The organism is Nocardia sp. MDA0666, from assembly GCF_003023875.1.
Classification (GTDB): Bacteria; Actinomycetota; Actinomycetes; order Mycobacteriales; family Mycobacteriaceae; genus Nocardia; species Nocardia aobensis.
The window spans coordinates 102276-128867 of sequence record NZ_PYHT01000009.1; the positions used below are offsets into that span (position 1 = coordinate 102276).

Annotated in this window: 24 protein-coding genes and 1 pseudogene; 17 read left to right on the forward strand and 8 right to left on the reverse strand. The window is 67.8% G+C overall.

Going from position 1 to position 26592, the window contains the following annotated elements; genetic code table 11:
• Window positions 1-341: 341 nt before the first annotated feature.
• The gene (locus C8258_RS15375) at window positions 342-1340 is read left to right on the forward strand and encodes a cytochrome c oxidase subunit II (RefSeq protein WP_106955770.1); all 999 of its coding nucleotides are present in this window, start codon (window positions 342-344) and stop codon (window positions 1338-1340) included.
• A gap of 18 nt (window positions 1341-1358) precedes the next feature.
• A complete protein-coding gene (locus C8258_RS15380; protein WP_036500184.1) occupies window positions 1359-1775 on the forward strand; it encodes a cytochrome c oxidase subunit 4 in 417 nt (138 codons plus the stop codon).
• Window positions 1776-1907: 132 nt separating this feature from the next.
• Here C8258_RS15380 and C8258_RS15385 read toward each other — a convergent pair whose 3' ends face one another.
• Both C8258_RS15385 and C8258_RS15390 read right to left on the reverse strand, forming a co-directional pair.
• The gene (locus C8258_RS15385) at window positions 1908-3191 is read right to left on the reverse strand and encodes an FAD-binding oxidoreductase (RefSeq protein WP_036500186.1); all 1284 of its coding nucleotides are present in this window, start codon (window positions 3189-3191) and stop codon (window positions 1908-1910) included.
• A gap of 28 nt (window positions 3192-3219) precedes the next feature.
• Window positions 3220-4131 (reverse strand): CPBP family intramembrane glutamic endopeptidase, encoded by a 912-nt coding sequence (locus C8258_RS15390; RefSeq protein ID WP_158271260.1) that lies wholly within the window; start codon window positions 4129-4131, stop codon window positions 3220-3222.
• A gap of 379 nt (window positions 4132-4510) precedes the next feature.
• Here C8258_RS15390 and C8258_RS15395 point away from each other — a divergent pair, with 379 nt between their 5' ends.
• Window positions 4511-5278, forward strand: coding sequence for an SDR family oxidoreductase (locus C8258_RS15395; RefSeq protein WP_106955771.1), 768 nt, complete (start codon window positions 4511-4513; stop codon window positions 5276-5278).
• On the opposite strand, the gene C8258_RS15400 is transcribed toward C8258_RS15395, so the two are convergent.
• The 3 genes and pseudogenes from C8258_RS15400 to C8258_RS15410 form a co-directional block, all read right to left on the reverse strand.
• Window positions 5260-6042, reverse strand: coding sequence for a phosphotransferase (locus C8258_RS15400; RefSeq protein ID WP_106955772.1), 783 nt, complete (start codon window positions 6040-6042; stop codon window positions 5260-5262). The genes C8258_RS15395 and C8258_RS15400 overlap by 19 nt on opposite strands.
• A 115-nt stretch (window positions 6043-6157) precedes the next feature.
• A pseudogene (locus C8258_RS33645) lies at window positions 6158-6688 on the reverse strand (hypothetical protein); the annotation flags it as partial.
• Between the two features lie 30 nt (window positions 6689-6718).
• The gene (locus C8258_RS15410) at window positions 6719-7603 is read right to left on the reverse strand and encodes an IclR family transcriptional regulator (protein WP_233225108.1); all 885 of its coding nucleotides are present in this window, start codon (window positions 7601-7603) and stop codon (window positions 6719-6721) included.
• Between the two features lie 637 nt (window positions 7604-8240).
• Between C8258_RS15410 and cysD the strand changes: the two genes are divergently transcribed.
• From cysD to C8258_RS15435, 5 genes are read left to right on the forward strand one after another with little or no spacing between them, the layout of a single operon-like run.
• Complete coding sequence (gene cysD, locus C8258_RS15415) at window positions 8241-9146, forward strand: sulfate adenylyltransferase subunit CysD (RefSeq protein ID WP_106955839.1); 906 nt, start codon at window positions 8241-8243, stop codon at window positions 9144-9146.
• Window positions 9146-11038, forward strand: a complete 1893-nt coding sequence (gene cysC / locus C8258_RS15420) for an adenylyl-sulfate kinase (RefSeq protein WP_106955775.1) — start codon at window positions 9146-9148, stop codon at window positions 11036-11038. Before cysD ends, cysC begins: the two co-directional genes overlap by 1 nt.
• Before the next feature lie 35 nt (window positions 11039-11073).
• Window positions 11074-12315 (forward strand): hypothetical protein, encoded by a 1242-nt coding sequence (locus C8258_RS15425; protein ID WP_233225109.1) that lies wholly within the window; start codon window positions 11074-11076, stop codon window positions 12313-12315.
• Entirely contained in the window at window positions 12312-13103 is a 792-nt protein-coding gene (locus tag C8258_RS15430) for an SDR family oxidoreductase (protein WP_106955776.1), read from the forward strand. The genes C8258_RS15425 and C8258_RS15430 overlap by 4 nt, the downstream gene beginning before the upstream one ends.
• A 13-nt stretch (window positions 13104-13116) precedes the next feature.
• Window positions 13117-14253: a sulfotransferase gene (locus C8258_RS15435; RefSeq protein WP_106955777.1), complete on the forward strand. Its 1137-nt coding sequence runs from the start codon at window positions 13117-13119 to the stop codon at window positions 14251-14253.
• 76 nt (window positions 14254-14329) lie between these two features.
• Here C8258_RS15435 and C8258_RS15440 read toward each other — a convergent pair whose 3' ends face one another.
• Window positions 14330-14995 carry a TetR/AcrR family transcriptional regulator gene (locus tag C8258_RS15440; RefSeq protein WP_036500199.1) on the reverse strand — a complete coding sequence of 222 codons (666 nt, stop codon included), beginning with the start codon at window positions 14993-14995 and terminating at the stop codon, window positions 14330-14332.
• A 141-nt stretch (window positions 14996-15136) separates the two neighbouring features.
• Between C8258_RS15440 and C8258_RS15445 the strand changes: the two genes are divergently transcribed.
• Genes C8258_RS15445 through C8258_RS15465 form a run of 5 tightly spaced genes read left to right on the forward strand, consistent with a single transcriptional unit; the run spans window position 15137 to window position 20224 of the window.
• Window positions 15137-16288, forward strand: coding sequence for an acyl-CoA dehydrogenase family protein (locus tag C8258_RS15445; protein ID WP_106955778.1), 1152 nt, complete (start codon window positions 15137-15139; stop codon window positions 16286-16288).
• 25 nt (window positions 16289-16313) lie between these two features.
• On the forward strand, window positions 16314-17072 hold the full coding sequence (locus C8258_RS15450; RefSeq protein ID WP_106955779.1) for an SDR family NAD(P)-dependent oxidoreductase: 759 nt from the start codon (window positions 16314-16316) through the stop codon (window positions 17070-17072).
• A gap of 20 nt (window positions 17073-17092) precedes the next feature.
• Window positions 17093-18250, forward strand: a complete 1158-nt coding sequence (locus C8258_RS15455) for an acyl-CoA dehydrogenase family protein (protein ID WP_106955780.1) — start codon at window positions 17093-17095, stop codon at window positions 18248-18250.
• Window positions 18247-19731: a long-chain fatty acid--CoA ligase gene (locus tag C8258_RS15460; RefSeq protein ID WP_106955781.1), complete on the forward strand. Its 1485-nt coding sequence runs from the start codon at window positions 18247-18249 to the stop codon at window positions 19729-19731. Before C8258_RS15455 ends, C8258_RS15460 begins: the two co-directional genes overlap by 4 nt.
• Before the next feature lie 40 nt (window positions 19732-19771).
• Window positions 19772-20224 (forward strand): MaoC family dehydratase, encoded by a 453-nt coding sequence (locus tag C8258_RS15465; RefSeq protein ID WP_106955782.1) that lies wholly within the window; start codon window positions 19772-19774, stop codon window positions 20222-20224.
• Between the two features lie 102 nt (window positions 20225-20326).
• Here C8258_RS15465 and trpD read toward each other — a convergent pair whose 3' ends face one another.
• Together trpD and C8258_RS15475 are read right to left on the reverse strand one after the other, a co-directional pair.
• A complete protein-coding gene (gene trpD / locus C8258_RS15470; RefSeq protein WP_106955783.1) occupies window positions 20327-21379 on the reverse strand; it encodes an anthranilate phosphoribosyltransferase in 1053 nt (350 codons plus the stop codon).
• A gap of 91 nt (window positions 21380-21470) precedes the next feature.
• Complete coding sequence (locus tag C8258_RS15475; protein WP_106955784.1) at window positions 21471-21938, reverse strand: hypothetical protein; 468 nt, start codon at window positions 21936-21938, stop codon at window positions 21471-21473.
• Window positions 21939-22147: 209 nt separating this feature from the next.
• Here C8258_RS15475 and C8258_RS15480 point away from each other — a divergent pair, with 209 nt between their 5' ends.
• The 4 genes from C8258_RS15480 to C8258_RS15495 all read left to right on the forward strand — a co-directional run bounded on the left by C8258_RS15480 (window position 22148) and on the right by C8258_RS15495 (window position 26513).
• Window positions 22148-22759 (forward strand): heme-copper oxidase subunit III, encoded by a 612-nt coding sequence (locus C8258_RS15480; protein WP_062999114.1) that lies wholly within the window; start codon window positions 22148-22150, stop codon window positions 22757-22759.
• A gap of 81 nt (window positions 22760-22840) precedes the next feature.
• Entirely contained in the window at window positions 22841-23719 is an 879-nt protein-coding gene (locus tag C8258_RS15485; protein ID WP_083870697.1) for a cytochrome c, read from the forward strand.
• A 20-nt stretch (window positions 23720-23739) separates the two neighbouring features.
• A complete protein-coding gene (locus C8258_RS15490) occupies window positions 23740-24888 on the forward strand; it encodes a ubiquinol-cytochrome c reductase iron-sulfur subunit (protein WP_051024499.1) in 1149 nt (382 codons plus the stop codon).
• The gene (locus tag C8258_RS15495; protein ID WP_106955785.1) at window positions 24885-26513 is read left to right on the forward strand and encodes a cytochrome bc complex cytochrome b subunit; all 1629 of its coding nucleotides are present in this window, start codon (window positions 24885-24887) and stop codon (window positions 26511-26513) included. Before C8258_RS15490 ends, C8258_RS15495 begins: the two co-directional genes overlap by 4 nt.
• The last annotated feature ends 79 nt before the right edge of the window (window positions 26514-26592 follow it).

Consider the following 26592-nt stretch of genomic DNA (forward strand, 5'->3'; position numbering starts at 1 on the left):
AGGGATTTCGCGTCCGGGCCCGCGAGCGGCGCGGAGGTACGGCCGGGGATCGCACCCGGTGGCCGGTGTGTCGAAAGCGACCCGGGCACAACGCGGGAGGCGGTTTGGTCTACGCTGCGTAGTACTCGGGAACTCTCGTGGTCGGCCGTGCGTTCGGTGCGGCTCGCGGAAGGCTCCCGAACGTGCTGAAAACGCGCCGCCCGGCATCCGGGTGGCGCCGTGTCGGATGGACGACCAGGAAGGCGTTGAGCGTGGCGCACAAGGCGAGCGAAGCGATAGGGGCACGACCCGCCCGGGTACGGCGGGGCCGCATCCTTCGGCGGGCCGGGCTGGCGGTGTCCATGGGGATCACCGTGATGCTCGTCTCGGGCTGCTCGATCGACAATCCCGTGCTTCGGTTCGGGTGGCCCTCGGGTGTGACCCCGCAGGCGACCCGGATGCGGGAACTGTGGACGTGGTCGGTCGTCGCCGCCCTGGCGATGGGTGTGCTGGTCTGGGGCCTGACCTTCTGGACCGTGACCTTCCACCGCAAGAAGAAGAACTCCCCGGAGTTCCCGCGGCAGACCGGCTACAACGTGCCGCTGGAGCTCACCTACACGGCGATTCCGTTCGTGATCATCGCGGTGCTGTTCTACTTCACCGTGGTCGTGCAGAACTACGTGCACGAGAAGACCTCGAACCCCGATGTGGTCGTCGACGTGACCGCGTTCCAGTGGAACTGGAAGTTCGGTTACCAGAAGGTCGTCGGTCAGAACGGCCAGGTCTACCAGGGTGTCGACCAGACCCGTCAGGCGATGAACGAGCAGATCCAGGCCGAGTACAAGGAGCGCACCGCCGACGGCCACCCGCAGCCGGGTCCGCTGCACGGCCTGCCCGCCAACGACATCTCCTACCTGCACTACGACAAGGTGGAGACCGTCGGCTCGTCCAACGAGATCCCGGTGCTGGTGCTGCCGACCAACAAGGTCGTGGAATTCCAGCTGGCCTCCGCCGACGTCATCCACTCCTTCTGGGTGCCGGAGTTCCTGTTCAAGCGCGACGTGATGCCGAACCCGAAGGAAAACCACTCCGACAACACCTTCCAGATCACCAAGATCGAGCACGAGGGTGCCTTCGTCGGCCGCTGCGCGGAGATGTGCGGTACTTTCCACTCGATGATGAACTTCGAAGTGCGTGCCGTGACGCCGGACAAGTTCGACAAGTACATCGCCGCCCGCGACGCGGGTAAGACCAATGCCGAGGCCCTGTCGAGCATCGGCGAGTCGCCGGTCGCGACGACCACGCATCCGTTCGACACCCGTCGCACCGCGCGTGAAGCCAGCCAGGCCGAGAGCAAGTAAGAAGGGTACTGAACTGACATGAAGGTCGAAGCACGCATCTTCGAGCTGCTCACGGTGTTCTTCATCATCGTGGCGGTTGTCTACGGATTCTTCACCGGCCAGTCCCGCACCGGCGTCGAGTGGGCGGGTACCACCGCCATCGTGCTGACCGCCGGACTGACGTTGATCGTCGGCACCTACTTCCGCTTCGTGGCCCGCCGCCTGGATCTGCGCCCCGAGGACTACGAAGAGGCCGAGATCATCGACGGCGCCGGCGACCTGGGCTTCTTCTCGCCCGGCAGCTTCTGGCCCATCCTGCTGGCCGGTTCCGCCTCGGTCACCGCGCTCGGCTTCGCGTTCTTCCAGTACTGGCTGATCGGCCTGGGCGTGCTCTGCGTCCTGGCCTCGGTCGCCGGCCTGGTGTTCGAGTACCACGTGGGACCCGAGAAGCACTGAGCATCCGACGGCAGTCTCGAGCGCCCCGGCTTCGGCCGGGGCGCTTCGTCGTTGCGGGGGCCGTTCGAGATACCGCCGGAAAAGCCGAACGCCCCGACATATCTGCCGGGGCGTTCGGTCTACGCAAAGGGTTCAGTCGGGGGTGTGGTAGCGGCGGGCGCGTTCGGAGCGGCAGATGTCGTCGATGCCGGAGGTGATCTCACGCATCAGTTCCGGGGCGCCGGAGCGGCCGGAGTAGGTGCCGGTGGGGCGCAGGCGGCAGGTGAAGGTGATGAAGCCGTGGTCCTCGCCTGCGGATTCGTGCAGATCCGGGGAGCGCACGCCGTAGGTCATGGCGGAGATGACCGTGATGGCGCCGCTGCGTTCGCGATGGTCGGCGAACAGGTCGTGCAGCCGGTGGAAGACGGTGCTGTAGCTGCTCATGGGCGCGAAGACCGCCACCCGGTAGGCGGGGCCGCGCTCGGAGGAGCTGATCACCGTGTCGGCGAGATATTCGGCGTCGCGCAGCGTCAGCACCTTCGGCGCGAACATCAGCGCGCCGGCGGCGGCGTTGCGCACCGGCATACCGGCGCGGCCGCCCGCGGCGGAGGCGATGGCGCCCAACGACTTTCGTGCCCGCGCACCCAGTTCACGGCGGGCCCGCAGCGAGGGGGTGGCGGTGGTGGGATGCAGACTCGACCACTGGCCGAAGCGAACCGTGCCGAGCTGGATGTTTCCGGTGCCGACCGGTCGCGACACCCGCAGCGGCGCGGTGTCGACCCAGCGGCCGACCTGCAGCAGAGCGTCGCCGGGGCGGGTGATCTCGGCGTGCGAGTGCTCGACGAAGGTGTCGAAGTCGAGGAATCGGTGCGCGTCGGACGTCAGCCAGGTGTGGTCCTTGTCGACCTCGATGGCTTGCAGCGTCAGCGCCGTGATGATGCCGGTGCGCCCGGCTCCGCCGAGGATGCGCCGGAAGCGGTCGGCGTGATGGGTGCGCCCGCAGGTGCCGAATCGGCCCTCGGGGTCCACGTATTCGAGGGCGACCACGTTGTCGCTGAACATGCCGTAGCGGTGCGAGGCCGCGCTGAGCCCGCCGACGGCCGCGAAACCGCCGGCGGTGATCTCGCGGTGGTCGCCGACGATCGGCAGCCCCAAGCCGTGCGCGGCCAGGGTGCGATCGATATCGGACAGTCGTGCGCCGGCCTGCACCCGCACCAGTCGCGCGTCGGCGTCGACCGCCTGCACCCGGTTCATCCGCCGCAGCGACATCACGATGCGACGGTCGGGCGGGGCCGGTTCGTCGTCGAGCTGCTCGCTGCTGTGGTCACCGCCGCGCACGGTCAGCGGTTGCGGTCGTGAATCTCGCACTGTGCGAACGACATCCGCGGTGTCGCGGGGCAGGTATTCCTCCGGAAGAGCAGCGAGCGTGGTACTCATGGCCTCAAAGCTAACCACAGTAGCGGCGCTACGTCTGCACCGAAGTTTGCAGTGCAGGTGCGGGGGTTTTCGCAATCGGCGCGAAGGCGAACAGTGCGGTCGCCACGGCCGCCCACAGGATCCACCCCGGGATGCCGGAACCGCCCAGCAGCGTGTGCGCGTGCTCGCTCGAGTCGGCCGACTGCAGGGCGCCGAAGATCATCACTCCGCCGTTCCACGACGCGTGCGCGACCGCCGCGGGCCACACGCTGGCCGACCGCAGGCGCAGCCAGCCGAGGACGGCGCCGAAGCAGATGCAGAACGGGATGTAGGCCGGCGCCGACCAGGCGCCGATATCTGTGAAGCCGTAACCGAGCAGTGTCAGCGGGGCGTGCCAGAGGGCCCAGACGACACCGGTCGCAATCAGCGCCACCGGGGTGCCGTAGCGGGAGATCAATTGTGGCAGTAGCCAACCGCGCCAACCGATCTCCTCGCCGAGCGCGTTCGGTAGCGTCGCGATGACGGACGTCGTCAGCGTCTCCAACAGCATCGCGACCAGCATCGAAGTGTCGATTGTGCCCAGATCGAAATGGAACCAGCCGAGCGCCGCACTGATCTCGTAGCCGATCCACGCGACCATCTGCGTGCCGAGCCAGGCGGCGACCATCAACCGGGCGGTGCGCGTGGGTGCCGGACCGAGTCCGAGGCCGACGTCGGCGGCGAAGCCGGGAGCGGCCTGGACGCCCGGGGCCGCGGAGCGCGCGAGGACGGGCTGCCGCATCCTCGACCGTGCGACCAGAACGGCCACTGTCGGGGCGAACATCATGAGGGCCGCTCCGTCGTGCAGCCAGGGCACCGATTCCAGGCCCTTGCCATCGATCCAGGGAATCGACGCGAGCACCCACGCGAGCGCGTACGCGACCACGATGTAGGTGGCGATATCCGAGCGCCGAGCAACCATATGTCCGTCCTTGCTGAATCCGATGCCGATCGGGACGGCCGCCACCGGTTTCCGGCATTCAGTCCCCCCGGATACTTCGACGCGGCAAAAATGGGATCGGTTCCCCCGCAGTGTGGTTCGGACGGCGTGCCCGCCGACGTGCGGGCGTGCCGGACGACGCGAAGGCCGGACGTACCCTGAACTTTTCGTGCAAACCGCCACAGGAAATGCGGAAAACCGCCGAATGCGGCGAGGTTTGCACGATTGATTCACCCTCACCCGTCTGCCGGCGCTCACCGTTGTGTGCGCCGGCGTCCCGGTGTGGCGGTCGGGTGGATTCGGATGTGACATCGGCTGTCGGGTGCTTGCCCGGACTGCGAGTGCGGGGTTGGGTGGGGGCATGAGCACAGTGCTGGTGACCGGTGGGACAGGCGCGCTCGGGCGGCACATCGTGGATCGGCTGCGCGAACGCGGGCACGACGTGCGGGTGCTCTCGCGACGCCCGGGTGCGGGGACGCACGTGGGGGATCTGACGACGGGGGCCGGTGTGCGCGACGCTGCCGAGGGTGCGGAGTCGATCGTGCACGCGGCCTCGGACTTCCGGCGGTTCGGCAAACCGGATATCGAGCAGACGCGGAATCTGCTCGCGGCTGCCGGGGGAGCGCGGCATCTGATCTACGTGTCGATCGTCGGCATCGACCGCATTCCCTTCGGCTATTACCGGAACAAACTCGCCTGCGAACACCTGATCGCCGACAGTGGTGTGCCGCATACGATTCAGCGCGCCACCCAATTCCACGACCTGATCGCCGCAGTGCTGGCCGGGGTGCAGAAGCTTCCGGTCGCCCCGCTGCCCTTGGATTTCCGCTTCCAGCCGGTCGCCACCGAAGATGTCGCCACCCGCCTGGCCGACCTGGTCGAAGGGGAACCTCGCGGCCGTGCGGCAGATTTCGGTGGACCGCAGGTATCCATGCTGGGCGAGCTGGTGAAGACATGGCAGCAGCATTACGGGCGCCCTCGGCGGACGGTGCCGCTCCCGCTCCCCGGCAAGATCGCGCGGAGCTTCCGTGCCGGCGACAACACCTGTCCCGACCACGCCGACGGCACCCGCACGTGGGCCGACTACGTCGCGGCGAACCCGAGCCCCAGCTACCGGCTGCGTGGTTGATCCGCCGGGGACAAGCGCTCGACCAGGCCGGCCAGCCCGCTGCGGATATGAGCGGTCGAGCCGGTCTCGAGGCCGTGGGTCACCTCGTGCCACGGCCCGAGCCGATGCCACACCGACGCCCGGCCGCGAAGTTCGCCGGTCACCTCGTACGCGGCGGTCACGGCATTCGAGAACTCGGGTGGCGCGCCGTACAGCGCCCATGCCAGGTCGATGGCGGGATCACCCAGGTGAGCGTCGCCGAAATCGATCACGCCGGTGATGCGGCCGGCCTCGACCAGGATGTGCTCCGGACCGATATCGCCGTGGACGACGGTATCGGCGGGGAATTCGCGGGCCGCGTCGAGCAGGGCCAGCGCCGCAGGACGATGAGCGCCCGATAGTAGCGGAACGACGTCGGCGCGAAACTGCTCGAAGGTCTCGTTCCGGTCGCGCCGGGTCTGCTCTGCCGGTGCCAATCCGTGCTCGATCGCCGTCGTTGCCGGACAGTCGTGCAGGGCGCGCAGAAATCGGCCGACGAGCAAACCCTGTTCGGCACAGGGTGTTTCGAGAGCGCTCCCCGGAATCAGTGCATGGCGTACGACGAGCGGGTTCTCCCCGGACACCCGGGGGACCGGTACGCGCAGCGGCAATTGTGCCGCCAGCCACGGCAACAGTCGCGTTTCACGGAGCAGTTGCGCGGCGACCTCCGGTCGGCGCGGCCGCCGCTCGACCCAGCGGTCGTCGACCAAGGTCGCCACAGTGTCCCAGCCGCCGGAAAACTCCATGGTGCGACCGTAACTCGATGGCCGCGGTTCAGCAGGGACTCTGCCCGCCGACCTCGCCGGTGGTGAGCTCGATCGTGGTGCCGGTGGGTACCGAGGTCTCCGCGTGAGGGGTCTGGCTGCTGATGACGCACTGACCGCCACCCGGTCCACGGCCGGTGCCGCCGGTGATGTGCGCGTGCAGGCCGGCGGCGGTGAGGAGTTGGTCGGCGAGGGCTGGGCGGTCCCCGCGGACGTCAGGAACGGTGACCGTGCCGGGCGAGGGAGATGTGCTCGCGCTGGGGTTCGCGGCGTTCGGTGTGCTCGTCGCGCCGCCGGACGTGTGCGCAGTGCCGGCCGAAGTGCCCGCGGCGGTGGTAGTCGTTGCGGGCGTGGCATTTTCGGATCCGCAGCCGGACAAGGCCGCGGTCACTGTGAGTGCGGCGATCGAAATCCGCAGGGGGAGAACGCCACGGCGGAGGTGGAGGGAAAGGCGTGGGAAGGTTGAGGTTGGCACATCCCGACCGTAATTGCTGCGGCGTCGATGCGCGTGGACCGGTCGTGGCATGTGGAGGCCCGGTGGGACCAGGCGCTTCCTTCCGCCATGGCATTCTTCGGCCCTGAATCGATGTACCGGTGGCGGCAGTTGCCCGCCCGTCGCGGTCGGCATCCCTGTGCTCGCGCAAGGCAAGCCGGTCGATCAAATGCCGGTGGTGGTTCGGGTGATCTTTTCTGCGGTGGTGGTGATGGCGGCGCCGAGGTTGGTGAGGTCCTGGGCGGAGAGGCGGGTGTCGGGGCAGGCGACTACGGCGGCGATGACGCGGTCGCCGGCGAAGATGGGAGCGGCGACGGTGACTACGGCGTTCTCGGCGCCGAGTTCGTCGGGGAGGTAGTCGATGGTGATCAGGTCGGTGATCATGCTGCCCAGGCGGTTGCGGAGCGGGTCGGTGACCGGTGAGTTGCGCATGGCGGCAAGGGCTTCGAGTATGGGCGCGGATTCGTCGGCGAGGCGTTCGACGGAGTAGCCGCGGGCGCGGACGGCGTCGAGTACCGCGAGCAGGCGTTCGCGATGGGCGGGGTCGGCGTGGTCGATCCAGGCGGTGCGTTCGGAAGCTGGTGCCCAGGCGATGAATTCGCGCGCGACCGGCGGTGCGAGGGGCAGGCGGCGGCCCTGCCGGATCCACGGCACCGAGGGAGTCCCGGCGACCTCGGTGATGATGATCGACCCGTCGTCGCGCTCGGCCAGGAAGACCGGAAAGCCCTGTTCGGCAACGAATTCCCGCAACAGGTCCGCGGCCAGCCGGCGCAGCGGGAACGCCGCCTCCGCACGGCGTGCGACGGCGAGCAGCCCCATCCCCAGACCGTAGTTGCCGTCGAGATCGCGCACGGTCCAGCCGTCGGCCGTGAGCTGGGTCAGCACCGCATGTGCCGTCGCCCGCGAGAGTCCGGTCTCGCGCACGATCCGCGCCAGCGACAAGTGCTCGGCCGGCCGGCGCGACAGCAGTTCGATCACCCGCACCACCCGATGCGTGGGTGGTGATCCTGCGGAGGCAGCGGGAGTAGCGATGTCGGTGCCCTCGGACATGGCGCCCTTTCCTGGTCGACAGGTTGATCCACGCGGGCGCCGATCGCGCCGCACCTGGCGGTGACGGGTCGCACCGCCGCTGACCGTACCGGCCGCCGCGGGCGTGGTCCTTCGAGTGCAGTGCCGTGGATTCGCGCCTGCGTCGGTGCGGATTTCCACGCCCCGGGTGCCGCGAAGCCGCTGTCTCGGTCCCGGGTGCGCCGGGCGGTGGCTGCCTTCGGTGTGCGCACAGGCGGCTCACCGCGCCGGTCGTTGCTGTGCGGTCCGACGTGAGAGGGCGAACTGGGTGGCCGGTTCGGAGCGCGCTGGATGTCGGCGAGGGCCGTGTGTGGCGCGGTCGAGGTCGAGGCCGGGACTTCGAGGCACTCCCGGCCTCGGATCGGCGTGCGCGGTGCCGAAAGCGCAGCTCCGCTCACGGACCAGGTCGATGCGGCGACTTCGCACCGGTATGGCGGCCAGGTGTGACGGGGCGAAATCCGCGCGGGGTCGACAACCCCTTGACCGACGCACCGGCATCCGCTTATCGTCGGTGTCACAATATCGAACAATAGCGTCGAATATTCGACACCGCAACCCTGAAGTGGTCGAGATTTCGGATTCGGGGAGCGGTGCGAGCGATGCGGACAAGGCGAATGTGATGCGGACGGGATACGAGCTGTCGCATCTGTCGGCCCTCGAGGCCGAATCGGTGCACATCTTCCGGGAGGTGGCGGCCACCTTCGAACGACCGGTGCTGCTGTTCTCCGGCGGTAAGGACTCGGCGGTGATGCTGGAGTTGGCGCGCAAGGCGTTCTGGCCGGCGGCGCTGCCGTTCGCGCTGCTGCACGTCGACACCGGGCACAACTTCGATGAGGTGATCGACTTCCGCGATCGCACGGCGGCCAGGCTCGGTGCGCGGCTGCTGGTGGCGCGGGTGCAGGACGATATCGACGCCGGGCGGGTGACCGAACGTCCGGGGGAGAGCCGGAATCGGCTGCAGACCACCACATTGCTGCGCGCGATCGCCGAACATCGCTTCGATGCCGTGTTCGGCGGGGCGCGGCGCGACGAGGAGAAGGCGCGCGCCAAGGAGCGGGTGTTCAGTTTCCGCGACGAATTCGGCGCCTGGGAGCCGCGGGCGCAGCGCCCGGAGGTGTGGAACCTCTACAACGGCAAACACCGTGCGGGCCAGCATATCCGGGTGTTCCCGCTGTCGAACTGGACCGAACTCGACATCTGGGAGTACATCGACCGCGAGGCGGTGGAATTGCCCCCGCTGTACTACGCGCACCGCCGCCCGGTCTTCCGGCGTGACGGAATGCTGCTGGCCGCCAATCCTTTCCTGACTCCGGGCGCGGACGAGCCGGTGTTCGAGACGACGGTCCGGTTCCGCACCGTCGGCGACGCCACCTGCACCGGATGTATCGAGAGCGAGGCCGACAATCCGGCGGCCGTGATCGCCGAAACCGCGATCACCCGGCTCACCGAACGCGGCGCCACCCGCGCCGACGACCGCATCTCCGAATCCGGGATGGAAGACCGCAAGCGGGAGGGCTACTTCTGATGAGCCGCAATCTGTTACGTCTCGCGACGGCCGGCAGCGTCGACGACGGCAAGTCCACCCTCATCGGCCGCCTGCTCTACGACTCCAAGAACCTGTTCTCCGACCAGCTGGCCGCCATCGAACGGGCCAGCGCCCAACGTGGCGATGCCGCAACGGATCTGGCGCTGGTGACCGACGGCCTGCGCGCCGAGCGGGAGCAGGGCATCACCATCGATGTGGCCTACCGCTACTTCACCACGCCGCGCCGCAAGTTCATCATCGCCGACACCCCGGGCCATGTGCAGTACACGCGCAATATGGTGACCGGCGCCTCCACGGCCGATCTGGCGCTGATCCTGGTCGACGCGCGCAAGGGCGTGGTCGAGCAGACCCGCCGGCACGCGTTCCTGGCCTCGCTGCTCGGGGTGCCGCACCTGGTGGTGTGTGTGAACAAGATGGATCTGGTGGACTGGTCGGCCGCGCGGTTCGAGGAGATCCGCGAGGAATTCGCCGATTTCGCGGCGAAGCTGACCGTCGGCGACCTGAGTTTCGTGCCGGTCTCGGCGCTGCACGGCGACAACGTGGTCACCGATTCCGCGCATACGCCGTGGTTTGCGGGCCCGCCGCTGCTGAGCCACCTCGAACAGGTGCATATCGCTTCGGACCGCAATTTGATCGATGCGCGGCTGCCGGTGCAGTACGTGATCCGCCCGCACGCCGCCGACGCCGCCGCCGGCGGGGCCGGGCATCGCACCTATGCCGGAACCATCGCGGGCGGCATCTTCAAACCCGGCGACGAGGTGGTCGTGCTGCCATCCGGGCGCTCGTCGCGGGTCGCGCGGATCTGGGGGCCGGGCGGGGTGAAGGTGGACGAGGGGTTCACCGGGATGGCGGTCTCGGTGGAACTCGACGACGAGGTCGACGTCGGGCGCGGAGATATGCTGGCCCGCCCCGGAAACCGGCCGCATATCGCCGGCGAGGTCGACGCCATGGTCTGCTGGTTCTCCGAGACCACCGAACTGCGGCCCGGTGCGCGCTACACGATCCGCACCGCCGCCCAGACCACCCGCGTCCAGGTCCACGAACTCGACTACCGGCTCGACGTCAACACCCTGCACCGGGTCGCCGGCGCGGAAGCCTTGGCGCTCAACGACATCGGCCGCCTCACCCTGCGCAGCCAGCGTCCGCTGATGGTCGACAGCTACCGCGACAATCGCCGCACCGGCAGTTTCATCCTCGTCGACGAGGACACCGACCAGACCGTGGCGGCCGGGATGATCCTGGCCCGCGACACCGGACCGGAGTCCGTGCCCGATGCCTCGGCCGCACCCGCGGTGGTGCGTGCGGACGTCGTCTGGCACAGCTCGTCGGTGGGGCGCGGCGAGCGCCCGCACGCCGGTGCGACGGTGTGGCTGACCGGTCTGTCCGGCTCCGGAAAGTCCACGATCGCTGTGGAATTGGAGCGCCAGCTGGTGGCCGCCGGCCGCCCGGCCTACCGGCTCGACGGCGACAATCTGCGGCACGGGCTCAACGCCGACCTCGGTTTCACCGACGACGACCGGCGCGAGAACATCCGCCGGGTGGCCCAGGTCGCCTCGCTGTTCGCCGACGCCGGTCTGATCGCCATCGTCTCGGTGATCAGCCCGTTCGCCGATCAGCGCGAACAGGCGCGCGGTGTGCACGCCGCGAGCGGCCTGGACTTCCACGAGATCTTCGTCGACACACCGCTGGAGGTGTGTGAGCGCCGCGATCCGAAGGGCTTGTACGCCAAGGCTCGCGCGGGCCGGCTGCCGGAGTTCACCGGTATCGACTCACCCTACGAACGTCCCGAACACGCCCAGCTCGTGATCACCCCCGAACACGGCTCACCCGCCGAAATCGCCGCGCTGATCCGCCGCGAACTGAGACTGTGAACCGCAGTACCGCCCGCACAACACGCTAGGACGACATGAGTACATCGACAGGATCGTCACCGGGGACCGACGCCGTCACCGGAAACGGACTTCCGGGCGGCGGCGCTCCGCTGACCGAACCGTTCACCGCGGCGATCGCCGAGGCCGAGAAGCTGATCGCGGCAGCGGATTTCATCCACGACGAGAAGGATCTCGCCGAGGGCTACGACTACCTCGCCGGCAGTATCGCCGCCTGCCTGCAGCTCTCGGGTACGCACGGCACCAGCCACCCGTACTTCGTGAGCTCCACCGGCCCGCACGCGAAAATGGGCCTGGACAACCCGGATACGCTCTACTACCACGCCAATGTCGAGCCGGGTGCGGAATATCTGCTCACCGGTGTCCGCGGCAGCACCGTCGACCTCAGCTTCCAGGTGCTGCGCGGCGACTACACCGCCACCGATGTGCCCAACGGCGACGACGCCTTCGACGACCGCCGCCTGCGGATCGCCGCGGACGGCAGCTATCAGCTCCGCTTCGGCCCGCCGAAAGCCGATGCCGGGCCGAACTATTTCGTCCTCGGCGAGGGCGCCTCGATGCTGGCGGTGCGCGAGGTCTACGGCGACTGGAACGCGGAGATGAAGGGCAGTATCCGCATCGAGCGCCTCGACACCATCGGCACCGCGGCCCCCGAACCCGGTGTCGACCAGCTGCGTAAGCGGTATCGGGCCGCGGCGCGGGCGCTGGTGCAGCGCATCCACACCTGGTTCAACTTCCCCAAATGGTTCTATCTCGACCTGCCGGTGAACACCCTCACCGAACCGCGGCTGACCCCGGGCGGGCTCAGCACGCAGTACTCCTCGGTCGGCCATTTCGATCTCGACGACGACCAGGCGCTGGTGATCACGGTGCCGAAATCCGATGCGCCGTATCAGGGATTCCAGCTCGGCAGCCGGTGGTACATCTCCCTCGACTACGTCAACCATCAGACCAGCCTCAACAGCGCGCAGGCCCAGGTCGATCCGGACGGGATGATCCGCATGGTGGTCTCGGCCCGCAATCCGGGCATCGCCAATTGGATCGAGACCACCGGACGCCGCCGCGGCATCCTGCAGTTCCGCTGGCAGCGGGTCGCCCGCGAGATGACCCCGGCGGACGGACCGCAGTTCGCGCTGGTGCCGTTCGACGAGGTGGCGGCGCAGCTGCCGCATTACGACCTCAACCGCATCGATGAGCAGGGCTGGCGGGCCCGCATCGCCGACCGCCAGCGCGGTTTCGCCGATCGGATGCTCGGATGAGCGCCGCAGCGGGCCTGCTGGCCGACAAGGTGGTCGTGATCAGCGGCGTCGGCCCCGGGCTGGGCCGCGCCCTGTGCGTCCAGGCGGCCGCGGCCGGTGCGAAGGTGGTGCTGGCCGCACGCACCGAATCGCGGCTGCGGGAGGTGGCCGACGAGATCGACGGCGCGGGCGGGACGAGCCTGATCGTGCCGACCGACATCACCGACGATGCCGCGGTGGCGAATCTGGTCGAGCGCACGGTCGAGACCTTCGGCCGGGTCGACGCGCTGGTCAACAACGCGTTCGCGATACCGTCGATGAAATCGCTGGCGCGCACGGACTTTCAGCAGATCAGCGACAGTCTCGAGCTGACCGTACTGGGCACGCTGCGCGCGACCCAGGCCTTCACCGACGAACTCGCCAAGACCCGCGGCGCGGTGGTGATGATCAATTCGTCGGTGCTGCGGCACTCCGAACCGCGCTACGGCAGCTACAAGGTCGCCAAATCGGCGCTGCTGGCGATGTCGCAGACGCTGGCAACCGAACTGGGCGCCAAGGGGATTCGGGTCAACAGCGTGGCGCCCGGCTACATCTGGGCCGATCAGCTGAAGTGGTATTTCGGTGAGGTCGCCAAGAAATACGGCATCACCGTCGACCAGGTGTACGAGCAGACCGCCTCCCGGTCGGATCTGAAGCGACTGCCGGAACCGGACGAGATCGCCAAAGCCGTGGTGTTTCTCGCGTCCGACTGGGCCAGTGCCATCACCGGCCAGACCCTGGACGTCAACTGCGGCGAATACCACGTGTGAGGAACAGAATTTCATGACCGCTCGTACCAACGTCGGCACCGTCGAGGATCTGCACGCATCCGCTACCAAGGCGTGCGGCCTCACCGATTTCGGCCCCGACGACTACACCGAGGCGCTCGGTGTGCTGCTCGACTCGTATCGGCGCGACGCCGACCTCACCGAACTCGGTTCCAAGATGAACCGCTATTTCCTGCGCGGCGCACTGGTCGCGCGGGCGCTGAGCGAGGCGTCCTGGAAGGCGAACCCCGGGTACGCCGAAACCGCGATCCAGCGGCCGATCTTTGTCACCGGCCTGCCCCGCACCGGCACCACCGCGTTGCACCGGCTGCTGGCCGCCGACCCGCAGCATCAGGCGCTGGAGATGTGGCTGGCCGAATTGCCGCAGCCGCGCCCGCCGCGTGAGACCTGGGCCGACAATCCGGTGTTCCAGCAGATCGACGCCGGTTTCGCACAGCATCACATCGACAATCCGGAATTCATGGGCCTGCACTACATGAGTGCCGCCGAGGTCGAGGAATGCTGGCAGCTGCTGCGCCAGACCGTGAAGTCCATCGCCTACGAATCGCTGGCCTACCTGCCGACCTACTCGCAGTGGTTGCAGAAACAGGACTGGACCAACGCCTATGAGCGGCACAAGCGCAATCTGCAGTTGATCGGCCTCGGTGATTCCAGGGGCTGGGTGCTGAAGAACCCCAGCCACCTGTTCGCACTGGACGCGCTGATGCAGGTCTACCCCGACGCGCTGATCATCCAGACCCACCGTGACCCGGTGACCATCGTCGGTTCCTCGTGCAGCCTGTCCGAACAGGCCACCAAGGGCTGGTCGAACACCTTCGCCGGTGAGACGATCGGCCGCACCCAGCTGGAGTTGTGGTCACGGGGACTGCGCGAATTCAATTCCGCGCGTAAGCGTTACAACCCCGACCAGTTCCTCGACGTTCAATTCGAGGATCTGCGGGCGGACCCGTTCGGCACGGTCGAGAAGATCTATTCGACCTTCGGGCTGGATTACACCGAACCCGCCCGCAATGCCATGCAGGCGCTCGACGAGGAGAGTAAATCAGGCGATCGCAAACCCGCCCACAAGTACTCGCTGGCCGACTACGGGCTGACCGAGGACGAGGTCAGGTCGGTCTTCGCCGACCTCTGAGATCGCTGTGCCCGCCGCGGGCCGGCTCGGAATCATTGTCCGAGCCGGCCCGCGGTGTTCTGCCGCCTGAGCCGTGTCAGCCCTCGGTGGATTTCTCGCGCCGGCGGGCGCGGCGCTGCTGGATGGCGGCGAAGCGGATCTCCAGCCCGGTGACAAACGATTCCAGCGCCAATTCGAAACTCTCCGAATCGATTTCGTCGGCCTTGGCACGCAGCAGGTGCGCCTGCTCGAGATGGGGATAGCGGTCGCGATAGACCTGGACGTCGTCGACGAAGCCGCGGGAGAACGACCCGATCGTTGAGCCCATCACCACATAGCGGGTGGCCGCGCCGATCATGGTGGCCTGGCGGGGTGGCCAGCCGGCGCCGACCAGGCCGCCGTGCACGGCGTCGGCCGCGCGCAGATTCTCCTCGCGCTTACCGGGGCCGGAGGCCAGGTAGGGGACGAAGTTGGGGTGGCGGACCAGGGCCGCGCGGTAGGAACGCGCCCACGAGACGAGGCCGGTGCGCCAGTCGGCGGTTTCGAAGGCGGAGGCGTCCACGTGGGACATGATGCCGGCGGCGATATCGTCGAGCAGATCGTCCTTGGTGGGGTAGTGGCCGTACAGCGAGGCCGCCTGAACGCCCAGTTCGGCGGCCAGTTTCCGCATCGAGAGCTCGGGTAGTCCGTCGCGGTCGATCAATTCCAGTGCCGTCTCGCGGATGCGTTCGCGACTCAGTAGCGGTACCCGTGGCCGGGGCATCCTCGCCACCTCCTTCGCCGCGACACCGATCCGTGCCGAGTCAACCTACACCGTCCGGGACCGGGGCCTTGAACATCCGAACAGTGTTAGTTTATCGTGGCGGTAGATACCTAACAACGTTCGGTTAGGAGTTTTCCCGTCATGGATCTGGAACTCGGCGATGCCCACCGCGAGCTGCGCGAGGTCGCCCGCGCGTGGGTCGACAAGGAGGTCGTGCCCTATGCCGCGGCCTGGGATCGCGCCGAATCGGTGGATACCGCGATCGTGCGCAAGCTCGGTGACATGGGCTTTCTCGGCATCGAGATCCCGGAGGAATACGGCGGTTCGGGCGGCGACGCGCTGTCGTACTGCCTGCTGCTCGAAGAACTCGGCCGCGGCGACAGCTCGGTGCGCGGCATCGTCTCGGTCTCACTCGGCCTGGTCGGCAAATCGCTCGGGACCTACGGCAGCGAACAGCAGAAACAGGACTGGCTGCCGCGCCTGTGCGCGGGGGAGTCACTGGGTTGCTTCGGCCTCACCGAACCGGGCACCGGATCCGACGCGGCGAATCTGACCACCCGCGCGGTCCGCGACGGCGAGGATTGGGTGCTCACCGGCACCAAGATGTTCATCACCAACGGCACCTGGGCCGATATCGCGCTGATCTTCGCCCGCACCGGCCAACCGGGGCCCAAGGGGGTCACCGCATTCCTCGTGCCGACGGACGCAGCGGGTTTCGGCCGCACGGAGATCAAGGGCAAGCTCGGCCTGCGGGGCCAGGCCACCGCGGAAATCGTGCTCGACGGAGTGCGGGTGCCGGACTCGGCGCGACTCGGCGGCGAGGGGCAAGGCTTCCGGATCGCGATGGCCGCCCTCGACAAGGGGCGCATGGGCGTGGCCGCCGGATGTGTCGGTGTGGCCCGCGCCTGCCTCGAGGCCGCCGTGCGCTACGCCGGAGAACGCGAACAGTTCGGCAAACCGATCGCCTCCTATCAGCTGGTCCAGGAGTTGATCGCCGATATCGCCGTGGACGTGGAGGCCGCGCGGCTGCTGGCCTGGCGGGTCGCCGACCTGGTCGACCGCGGCCGGCCGTTCGGCACCGAGGCGTCGGTGGCGAAGCTGTTCGCCAGCGAGGCCGCGGTGAAGGCGGCGAACAACGCCATCCAGGTCTTCGGCGGGTACGGCTACATCGACGAATACCCGGTGTCGAAGTATCTGCGCGACGCGCGGGTGCTCACCCTCTACGAAGGCACCAGCCAGATCCAGAAACTACTCATCGGCCGCGCCCTCACGGGCGTGAACGCCTTCGTGTGACAACCGATTTCGAGGAGAGAATTCGATGACAGATCAGCGCAGAGTGGCCGTGGTGACCGGGGCCGCCCGGGGCATCGGCGCGGCCACCGCGGCCCGGCTGGCCTCCGACGGGGCGGCTGTCGCCATCGCCGACCTCGACGAGAACGCCTGCAAGACAACCGCGGACGAGATCGTCGCCGCAGGCGGGGTGGCCGTCCCGCTGGCCTGCGATGTCACCGACGAGGCGAGCGTCGATTCCGCCTTCGATCGTGTCGCCGCGGAACTGGGGTCGCTCGACATCCTGGTCAACAACGCCGGCGTGCTGCGCGACAATCTGCTGTTCAAGATGTCGGCCGACGACTGGGACACCGTGATGTCGGTCCACCTGCGCGGCGCGTTCCTGTGTTCGCGTGCGGCGCAACGGCATATGGTCACCCACCGGTACGGCAAGATCGTCAACACCTCCAGCGTCTCGGCGCTCGGCAACCGCGGTCAGGCCAACTACTCGGCCGCCAAGATGGGCATCCAGGGACTCACCCGCACCCTGGCGATCGAACTGGGCCCCTACGGCATCACCGTCAACGCGGTGGCCCCCGGCTTCATCGTCACCGAGATGACCGCCGCCACCGCGGCCCGCGTCGGCGTGAGTGTCGAAGAGTGGCAAGCGAAATCGGCCGAGATCACGCCGGTGCGCCGGGTCGGCCGCCCCGAGGACATCGCCAACACCGTGGCCTTCCTCGCCTCCGACGAGGCGTCCTTCATCACCGGCCAGACCATTTATGTCGACGGCGGCCGTCGGCTCTGAAACCTCTCCAGGAGAACATCATGCGCAGAACAGGCTTCACCGCCGACCACGACGCCTTCCGCGGCACCATCCGCAAATTCGTCGAGACCGAGGTCGTCCACGTCTACGACACGTGGTTGGAGGCGGGCATCGTGCCCCGCGAGTTCTATTACAAGCTGGCCGAATTGGGCGTCTTCGGTATCGAGGTGCCCGAGGAATACGGCGGCGCCGGCATCGAGTCGTTCCGATTCCAGGCGATCCTCATGGAGGAAACGGCACGGGCGGGTGTGTCGTTCGGCGGCTCCAGTGTGCACGTCGGGCTGTGCCTGCCGTATCTGAAGAAGCTCGCCACCGAGGAGCAGAAAAAGCGCTGGCTGCCCGGATTCGCCGCCGGTGAGATCATGTTCGCCATCGCCATGACCGAACCCGGCACCGGCTCGGATCTGGCCGGAATGCGCACCACCGCCAAGCTTTCCGAGGACGGCACGCACTATGTGCTCAACGGCGCCAAGACGTTCATCACCGGCGGTGTCAACGCCGACCGGGTGATCGTCTGCGCCCGCACTGCCCCGCCACGGGAGGACGACCGTCGCTTCGGCATCTCCCTGCTCGTGGTCGACACTACGTCGCCGGGCTACACGATCGGCCGCAAACTCGACAAGCTGGGCCTGCGGAGCTCCGATACCGCCGAGCTGAACTTCACCGACGTCCGGGTGCCCGTCGAGGACCTGCTGGGCGAGGAGAACAAAGGCTTCTCCTATCTCGGCCAGAATCTGCCGCAGGAGCGGTTCTCCATCGCCGCCGGCGCCTACGCCCAGGCCGCGGCCGCGGTGCGGTTCGCGCAGGAATACACCCAGCAGCGCAACGTCTTCGGCAAACCCGTCGCCTCGTTCCAGAACACCAAATTCGAGCTCGCCGCCTGCAAGGCCGAGGTCGACGCGGCCGAGGCCGTGGTGGATCGGGCCCTCGACGCCCTCGACGCCGGTGAACTGAGCGCCGCCGACGCCGCCTCGGCGAAGCTGTTCTGCACCGAGGTCGCCGCGCGGGTCATCGACCGCTGTCTGCAGCTACACGGCGGCTACGGATTCATCAACGAATATCCGATCGCCCGGCTGTATGCCGACAACCGGGTCAATCGCATCTACGGCGGGACGAACGAGGTCATGAAGATGATCATCGCCAAGGATATGGGGCTGTGAACGCGACGCTGTCGCTGGCGAGCATCCTCGCCGAACCGGCGCGGCGCCGGCCCGATCACATCGCGCTCGTCGAGGGCGACCGGCGATTGACCTTCGCCGAATTGTGGCGTGCGGCAAGGGAACAGGCCGGCGCGCTGATCGAGCGCGGCATCCGGCCGGGGGACCGGGTCGCGCTCATGTGCCCGAATACGGCAGAATTCCCCCGCGCCTACTACGCGATCCTCGCGGCCGGGGCGACGGTGGTGCCGGTGCATCTGCTGCTCACCGCCGACGAGGCCGAATTCGTCCTGCGCGACAGCGGGGCGACGCTGCTGATCTGCCATCCGCAGGTGGAATCGGTCGGCGCGGAAGCGGCCCGGCGGGTCGGAATCGCTTGCCTGCGCCCGGAAAGCCTTGTGGGCGAGGCCATTGCGCTGTTCGTGCCGCGTTCCCCACTGGATACGGCGGTGGTGTTCTACACCAGCGGGACCACCGGCCGGCCCAAGGGGGCGGAGCTGAGCCATCTCAATATGGTCATGTGCGCCACCGTGAACAGCTTCGATGCCAACGATGTGCACCGCGACGACATTGCCCTCGGTGCACTGCCGCTGTTCCACGTGTTCGGGCAGACGGTCTCGATGAACTCCACCTGGCGGGCCGGTGCGACGCTCGTACTGATGCCGAGATTCACCGCGCCCGAGGCGATTCGGCTGATGGTGACCGAACGGGTGAACACCTTCCACGGCGTCCCGACGATGTATCACGGACTGATCGAGGCGGCCCCCGACGTCGGCGAACTACCCGCGCTGCGGCTGTGTATCTCCGGTGGCGCGGCACTGCCGCTGCCGGTGCTGGAACGGTTCGAGGAGGTGTTCGACGCGCAGATCCTCGAGGGATACGGGCTGTCGGAGACCTCACCGACGGCCGCGGTGAATCAGCCGGTCTTCGGACCGCGGCCCGGCACCGTCGGACATCCGGTCTGGGGTGTGGACGTGGAGATCGCAGATCCCGGCGTCAGCGACCGCATCGAATTGCTGCCGACCGGCAGCGTCGGCGAGGTGGTGGTGCGCGGGCACAACGTGTTCAGCGGCTACACCGGCAATCCGGAGGCGAGCGCGCGGGCCGTGGTCGACGGCTGGTTCCGCACCGGCGACCTCGGCGTGCGCGACGAGCAGGGTTATCTGCGGATCGTCGACCGGATCAAGGAGATGATCATCCGCGGCGGATTCAACGTCTATCCCACCGAAGTGGAGGAGGCGCTGCTGCGGCATCCGAAGATCGCGCAGGTGGCGGTGATCGGGGTGCCGGATGAGAACTACGGCGAGGAGATCGTGGCGGTCGTCGTGCCCGCCGGTGAGATCAGCGCCGAAGAGGTCATCACCTACGGCCGCGAGCATGTGGCACGGTACAAATATCCGCGGCGGGTGGAGTTCGTCTCCGAGCTACCGCTGGGGCCCACCCACAAGGTGCTCAAACGCGAACTGAAGCAACGTTTCATGTGACCCGGCGGCTTGCGCCCCGGCAGCACGAAAGGGACGAGATATGACCGATTTCGCCGATCTGGACGCCCTAGCCGCGGCCGTGGGCACCGAACTCGGTGTCAGCGACTGGTTGCAGGTCGACCAGGACCGCATCGATACCTTCGCCGACGCCACCGGCGACCACCAGTGGATCCACGTCGACGCCGAGCAGGCCGCGCAGGGCCCCTACGGACACACCATCGCGCACGGATTCCTCACGCTGTCGCTGCTGGTGCCGCTGACCAACCAGGCGACCACAGTGGGCGGCATCACGATGGGAATCAACTACGGGCTCAACAAGGTCCGCTTCATCACGCCGGTCCCGTCCGGCGGCCGCATCCGTGCCCGCGTCCATCTGGACTCGGTCTCCGAGATCCCCGGCGGCATCCAGGCGGTGCGGACGGTCACCATCGAACTGGAAGGTGCGGACAAGCCCGCATGCGTCGCGGAAAGCATCGTGCGCTACCTGAGGTGAGCGTGGGCCGCGGCGGGGCGGAATTCGTCCGCTCCCGTCGCGGCGTCAACGTCGCCAGGGAGGCAACGGTGTGAGGCCGCGCCGGATTGTCGCGTGCGGCTCTCACTCGCCGAGTTCGTTGCTCACCTTCACCCAGCGGTCCAGGAGTTGCGTGGCGGCGCCCGAATCGACCGAGGCGGCCGCCCGCTCCAGGGCCGGGCGCAGCAGCTCGTGGATATCGGCGCGGGCGGTCTCGGGGGTCAGCTCGAAGGCGACGATCGCGGCGGCCGAATTGAGCAGGACCGCGTCGCGGACCGGCCCCGGGGCGCCGTCGAACATGTCGCGGGCGATCGCGGCGTTGACCGTCGCGTCGCCGCCGCGCAGCGCCGCCGGATCCACGCGCGGGATGCCCAGGCGCGTCGGGTCGATGACGGTCTCGTACTTCTCACCCGCGGCGACGACCCACACGTCGGTGGTATCGGCGGTGGTGATCTCGTCGAGGCCGTCGTTACCGCGCACCACCAGCGCGTTGGCGCCGCGTTCCGCGAATGCCCCGGCGATCACCGGGACGAGCTCGGCGAAGGCGCAGCCGATCAGGCCCGCGCTCGGCTGCGCCGGATTGGTCAGCGGGCCCAGCACGTTGAAGACCGTCGGAATGCCGATCTCCTTGCGCGCCGGACCGGCGAACCGCAGCGCCGGATGAAACAGCGGGGCGAAGCAGAAACCGATGCCCACCTCGCGCACACACCGAGCCACCGACTCCGGGCTCAACGCGATCCGCACCCCCAGCGCCTCGAGCACGTCCGCGCCGCCGCTCTTCGACGAGGCCGCCCGGTTACCGTGCTTCACCACCGGAATGCCCGCCGCGGACACCACGATCGAGGACATGGTGGAGATATTGACCGTGCCGGACCGGTCGCCGCCGGTGCCGACGATGTCGACCGCGCCCAGCTCGAGCGAGACCCGCCGGGCATGGCTCAACATGCCGGTCGCGAGGCCGGACAGCTCGATCGCGGTGGGGCCTTTCATCTTGATGGCCACGCCGAAGGCCGCGATCTGCGCCTGAGTGGCGTTGTCGGAGAAGATCTCGTCGATCGCCCACGCCGCCTCCTCCGCGGTCAGATCGACCCCGTCGGTCAGGGCACCGAGAATCTCGGGCCAGCTGCGCGCGCTCATCACATCTCCCGTTCGCGATCGGACACCCGCATCGGCCGTCCGCGCGGGCGGGGGCAGGCCGTGGATTGCCGGCGGCCGCCCGGCTAGCAGCCTAATCGGCGGAGGCAATTTCTTTGTATCCGCTCGGCTGAAGCGCGTCCCAGCCCGTCGCGGTGCCCTCGTGCCGCTGGGCCAATCCCGCCATCCGCGAACGTTCCTGTGAACAGTGCAGTGCATCCAGGATCTGCACCCGCTGTAATACCAATTCGATATGACTGTCGGCCGCATCGCCCGTCGGGTCATCGGTCTCGGCCTCGGCCGCCGACGGTGCGGCGGGGGAGTAGCCGTCCTGGGCGGCGATGTCCACCACCTCGTCCCGGGCCGCGGCCGGGATGCGCAGATGATGACGCAGCAGGGCCTGCTCGTCGGCGCGCCAGGCGGTCGCGCGGTCCAGCGCGCTCGAGCAGGCTTCGGCATCGTCGAAACTGGACACAACGACCACCAGATCCGTTCGTGCCGGATCCAATTCCGTCGCCGCGCCCCGGCCCGACAGCCGCTGCCACACCGATCGAATTCCCATTCCACCCGCCTTCTTCCGCGCCCGGACGCAGCATCGCATACCCGCGATATTCGCTGGTCACCATGGTGACATCGGTGCCCGACCCGGGAATTCCCCGGACACGCCGAACCGGCCCCCAGACCCGCACGCGCGCTGCCGATTCCGAGGCCGACACCCCGAATTCGCACCCGGCTACGCCTGTCGTACTACGACGAGTCATACTTACCGGCGTGACGACCGCAGTAGGGACCCCAGGATCGGCCATTACTCAGCGTGTGCATTCGCTGAACCGGCCCAACATGGTCAGCGTCGGAACCATCATCTGGCTGTCGAGCGAGCTGATGTTCTTCGCCGGCCTCTTCGCCATGTACTTCGTCGCTCGTGCCCAGGCTCATGGCAACTGGCCGCCGGAACCGACCGAGCTGAACCTCAAGCTCGCCGTGCCGGTCACGGCCGTGCTGATCGCCTCCTCGTTCACCTGCCAGATGGGTGTGTTCTCGGCCGAGCGCGGCGATGTCTTCGGCCTGCGCCGCTGGTACCTGGTCACCTTCTTCATGGGCGCGTTCTTCGTGGCCGGTCAGGGCACCGAGTACCACGCGCTGTACCAAGAGGGCACCACCATCTCGAGCAGCATCTACGGCTCGGTGTTCTTCATCACCACCGGCTTCCACGGTCTGCACGTCATCGGCGGTCTCATCGCGTTCATCTTCCTGCTGATTCGCACCAAGGTCAGTAAGTTCACGCCGGCCCAGGCCACCGCGGCCATCGTCGTCTCCTACTACTGGCACTTCGTCGACATCGTCTGGATCGGGCTGTTCGCCACGATCTACTTCGTCCGCTAGCCGGGCGGCGGCCGTCACGCGCGGTCCGCGACAAATACACACTTTGCACAAGTCGGTTCCGTCTACTCCAAAGGGACACAGATGAGTTCATCTCCCCCGTCAGCGCCAGATCCCACGAGCGGGATCGGCAGCGCTGAGAACAACCAGGCCATCAAGACCCGCAAGCAGCGCCGGATGCGCCGCAAGCTCGCCGGCGGTCTGGTTCTTCTGATGGGCCTCGTCGGAGCCGGCTTCGCGGCATCGGCGCTCACCCCGCACGCACAGGTCGCGACGGCCAACGAGGATCAGTCGGCGCTGATACGCGAGGGTAAGCAGATCTACGAGACCTCCTGCATTACCTGTCACGGCGCCAACCTGCAGGGTGTGCAGGACCGCGGCCCCAGCCTGATCGGTGTCGGCGAGGCGGCGGTCTACTTCCAGGTGTCCACCGGTCGCATGCCCGCCGCGGGCAACGGCGCGCAGATCCAGCGCAAGCCCCCGAAGTTCGACGCCCGCCAGACCGACGCGCTGGGCGCGTACGTGGCGGCCAACGGCGGCGGCCCGACCGTGGTCCGCGACCCGAACGGCGAGATCGCGCAGGATTCCCTGATCAAGGGGGCCGACCTGGGCCGCGGTGGCGAGTTGTTCCGCCTCAACTGCGCGTCCTGCCACAACTTCACCGGTAAGGGCGGTGCGCTGTCCTCCGGCAAGTTCGCGCCGCCGCTGGAACCGGCCAACGCGCAGCAGATCTACACCGCGATGCTCACCGGCCCGCAGAACATGCCGAAATTCTCCGACCGGCAGCTGTCTCCGGAGGAGAAGCGTGACATCGTGGCCTATGTGAAGGACCGCACCGAGACCACGCCGGAGGCCGGATACGGCCTGGGCGGTTTCGGTCCCGCGACCGAGGCCATCGCCATCTGGGTCGCCGGCATCATCGTGCTGGTCGGCGCCGCGATGTGGATCGGATCGCGATCATGAGCGAACAGGAGCGAAACGAGATGAGCCGGCCTGAGGATGGCGGCGGTAAGGGCGTGAACCTGAACCCCACCGAGGAGCAGCTCGACGCGATGTCGACCGCCGAGCTGGTCGAACTCGGTACCGCACGCGACGGCGTCGACGTCGTCTACCGCGCTCCGCGCTGGCCGGTTCCGGGCACACGCGCGGAGAAGCGGGCCGAGCGGCACGTGACGTTCTGGTTCGCCATCTCCGCCCTCGCGGCGGCCGGGCTGATCGGCGTCTTTCTGTTCTGGCCCTGGGAGTACAAGGGCCGCAACGAGGACGGCAACGGCCTGTACTCGCTGGCCACGCCGCTCTACGGCCTGCTGCTGGGTATCGCGGTGCTGGCCATCGGCGTCGCCGCGGTCATCATCCGCAAGAAGTTCATCCCGAACGAGATCTCCATCCAGACCCGCCACGACGGTCCCTCCGACGAGGTCGACCGCCGCACGCTGGGCGCGCAGCTGTCGGACGCGCTGGAGACCTCGACGCTGGGTCGTCGCAAGATGATGACCCGTACCGCCGGACTGGGCGTGGGTGTGCTGGGTATCGGCGCACTGTTCCTGTTCGTCGGCGGCATGATCAAGAACCCGTGGGCCAAGGGCATGAAGTCCCCGCTGTGGGTGTCGGGCTGGACTCCGGACTTCCCGGGCCAGACCATCTACCTGCGCAAGGACACCGGCCGGCCCGAGGACATCGTGCTGGTGCGGCCGGAGGACCTCGACGGCGGCGCCATGGAGACCGTGTTCCCCTGGAAAGAGGAATGGCGCGGCAACGAGGAGGAGACCCTCCAGTCGCTGCGTGGCATCCGCAACGCGGTCATGTTGATCCGCCTGCGCCCGGAGGACGGGCAGAAGGCGATCAAGCGCAGGGGCCAGGAGAGCTTCAACTTCGGTGACTACTGGGCGTACTCGAAGATCTGCACTCACCTGGGCTGCCCGACGTCGCTGTTCGAGCAGCAGACCAACCGGATCCTGTGCCCGTGCCATCAGTCGCAGTTCTCGGCGACCGAGTGGGGTAAGCCGATCTTCGGTCCCGCCGCCCGCGCGCTGCCGCAGCTGCCCATCACCGTCAACACCGACGGCTACCTGGTCGCCAACGGCGACTTCATCGAGCCGCTCGGTCCGGCCTTCTGGGAGCGTCGTTCATGAGTCCGAGCAAAGTGGTCGCACAGGCCAACGAGATGGACGAGCGGTATCGTGCCGCGGCGTTCGTGAAACGGTCGATCAACAAGGTCTTCCCGACCCACTGGTCGTTCCTGCTGGGTGAGATCGCGCTCTACGCCTTCATCATCCTGATCCTGTCGGGTATCTACCTGACGCTGTTCTTCGATCCGTCGATGAGTGAGGTCGTCTACCACGGCGCCTACCAGCCGCTGCGCGGCGTCACCATGTCGCGGGCGTACGAGACGGCGCTGAACATCTCCTTCGAGGTGCGCGGCGGCCTGTTCGTCCGCCAGGTGCACCACTGGGCGGCGCTGCTGTTCGCGTGCTCGATCATCATCCACCTGTTCCGCATCTTCTTCACCGGCGCGTTCCGCAAGCCGCGTGAGGCGAACTGGGTGATCGGCTCGCTGCTGCTGATCCTGGCGATGTTCGAGGGCTTCTTCGGTTACTCGCTGCCCGACGACCTGCTGTCGGGTACCGGTCTGCGGGCCGCCTTCGGTGGTATCACCATGGGTATTCCGCTGGTCGGCACCTGGATGCACTGGCTGATCTTCGGCGGTGACTTCCCGGGCACGATCATCATCCCGCGTCTCTACATCGCGCACGTGCTGCTGTTCCCTGGCATCATGCTGGCGCTGATCGCGGCGCACGTGGCGATCGTCTGGTACCAGAAGCACACCCAGTTCCCCGGACCGGGCCGTACCGAGAACAACGTGGTCGGTGCCCGCATCGTGCCGGTGTTCGCCGCCGACCAGGGCGCGTTCTTCATGTTCACCCTGGGCGTGCTCGCCGTCATGGGTGGCGTGCTGCAGATCAACCCGATCTGGAACCTGGGTCCCTACAACCCGTCACAGGTGTCGGCCGGTTCGCAGCCCGACTTCTACATGATGTGGACCGACGGTATGGCCCGTCTGATGCCGCCGTGGGAGCTGTATCTGGGCCGCTACACCGTTCCGGCTCCGTTCTGGGTCGCGCTGATCATGGGTCTGGTGTTCGCGGTGCTGATCGCCTACCCGTGGATCGAGAAGCGCCTCACCGGCGACACCGTGAACCACAACATCCTGCAGCGTCCGCGCGACGTGCCGGTGCGGACCGCGATCGGCGCCATGGCCATCGCCTTCTACCTGGTGCTGACCCTGGCCTGTGTCAACGACATCATCGCGCTGAAGTTCGATGTGTCGCTGAACGCGACCACCTGGTTCTTCCGTATCGCCCTGCTCGTCGCGCCGCCGATCGCCTACTTCCTGGCGTACCGGTTGTGCCTGGGCCTGCAGCGCGCCGACCGCACAGTCCTCGAGCACGGCATCGAGACCGGTGTGATCAAGCGCCTGCCGCACGGTGAGTACATCGAGGTGCACCAGCCGCTGGGCCCGGTCGACTCGCACGGCCACCCGATTCCGCTGGAATACCAGGGCGCGCCGGTGCCGAAGAAGATGAACAAGCTGGGCTGGGCCGGCAAGCCGGGTCCGGGTTCGTTCCTGCGGGCCGATCCGCCGGCCGAGGCCGAGGCGCTCACCGCGAGCGAGCACGAGGCCGAGCACAAGCAGCTGGAGGTCCTGGCCACCTACCAGGAGCAGACCAGCGGCAGCGGCGGCAAGCACAGCCACTGAGTTCGCAGCAGCGGAGCCCCGAGTCGATCAATCGGCTCGGGGCTTCGTCGCGTCTGCGGCCGGGTACGGGCAGTCGCTC

Bases quoted from the DNA above. Each gene is read 5' to 3' on its own strand.
- C8258_RS15455 (WP_106955780.1), top strand. From the start codon at position 17,093: ATGCGCAGAACAGGCTTCACCGCCGACCACGACGCCTTCCGCGGCACC.
- C8258_RS15380 (WP_036500184.1), top strand. From the start codon at position 1,359: ATGAAGGTCGAAGCACGCATCTTCGAGCTGCTCACGGTGTTCTTCATC.
- C8258_RS15425 (WP_233225109.1), top strand. From the start codon at position 11,074: ATGAGTACATCGACAGGATCGTCACCGGGGACCGACGCCGTCACCGGA.
- C8258_RS15400 (WP_106955772.1), bottom strand. From the start codon at position 6,042: ATGGAGTTTTCCGGCGGCTGGGACACTGTGGCGACCTTGGTCGACGAC.
- C8258_RS15375 (WP_106955770.1), top strand. From the start codon at position 342: ATGGGGATCACCGTGATGCTCGTCTCGGGCTGCTCGATCGACAATCCC.
- C8258_RS15395 (WP_106955771.1), top strand. From the start codon at position 4,511: ATGAGCACAGTGCTGGTGACCGGTGGGACAGGCGCGCTCGGGCGGCAC.
- cysD (WP_106955839.1), top strand. From the start codon at position 8,241: ATGCGGACGGGATACGAGCTGTCGCATCTGTCGGCCCTCGAGGCCGAA.
- C8258_RS15445 (WP_106955778.1), top strand. From the start codon at position 15,137: ATGGATCTGGAACTCGGCGATGCCCACCGCGAGCTGCGCGAGGTCGCC.
- C8258_RS15430 (WP_106955776.1), top strand. From the start codon at position 12,312: ATGAGCGCCGCAGCGGGCCTGCTGGCCGACAAGGTGGTCGTGATCAGC.
- C8258_RS15385 (WP_036500186.1), bottom strand. From the start codon at position 3,191: ATGAGTACCACGCTCGCTGCTCTTCCGGAGGAATACCTGCCCCGCGAC.
- C8258_RS15450 (WP_106955779.1), top strand. From the start codon at position 16,314: ATGACAGATCAGCGCAGAGTGGCCGTGGTGACCGGGGCCGCCCGGGGC.
- C8258_RS15465 (WP_106955782.1), top strand. From the start codon at position 19,772: ATGACCGATTTCGCCGATCTGGACGCCCTAGCCGCGGCCGTGGGCACC.
- C8258_RS15390 (WP_158271260.1), bottom strand. From the start codon at position 4,131: ATGGTTGCTCGGCGCTCGGATATCGCCACCTACATCGTGGTCGCGTAC.
- cysC (WP_106955775.1), top strand. From the start codon at position 9,146: ATGAGCCGCAATCTGTTACGTCTCGCGACGGCCGGCAGCGTCGACGAC.
- C8258_RS15475 (WP_106955784.1), bottom strand. From the start codon at position 21,938: ATGGGAATTCGATCGGTGTGGCAGCGGCTGTCGGGCCGGGGCGCGGCG.
- C8258_RS15435 (WP_106955777.1), top strand. From the start codon at position 13,117: ATGACCGCTCGTACCAACGTCGGCACCGTCGAGGATCTGCACGCATCC.
- C8258_RS15410 (WP_233225108.1), bottom strand. From the start codon at position 7,603: ATGTCCGAGGGCACCGACATCGCTACTCCCGCTGCCTCCGCAGGATCA.
- C8258_RS15485 (WP_083870697.1), top strand. From the start codon at position 22,841: ATGAGTTCATCTCCCCCGTCAGCGCCAGATCCCACGAGCGGGATCGGC.
- trpD (WP_106955783.1), bottom strand. From the start codon at position 21,379: ATGAGCGCGCGCAGCTGGCCCGAGATTCTCGGTGCCCTGACCGACGGG.
- C8258_RS15440 (WP_036500199.1), bottom strand. From the start codon at position 14,995: ATGCCCCGGCCACGGGTACCGCTACTGAGTCGCGAACGCATCCGCGAG.
- C8258_RS15495 (WP_106955785.1), top strand. From the start codon at position 24,885: ATGAGTCCGAGCAAAGTGGTCGCACAGGCCAACGAGATGGACGAGCGG.
- C8258_RS15490 (WP_051024499.1), top strand. From the start codon at position 23,740: ATGAGCCGGCCTGAGGATGGCGGCGGTAAGGGCGTGAACCTGAACCCC.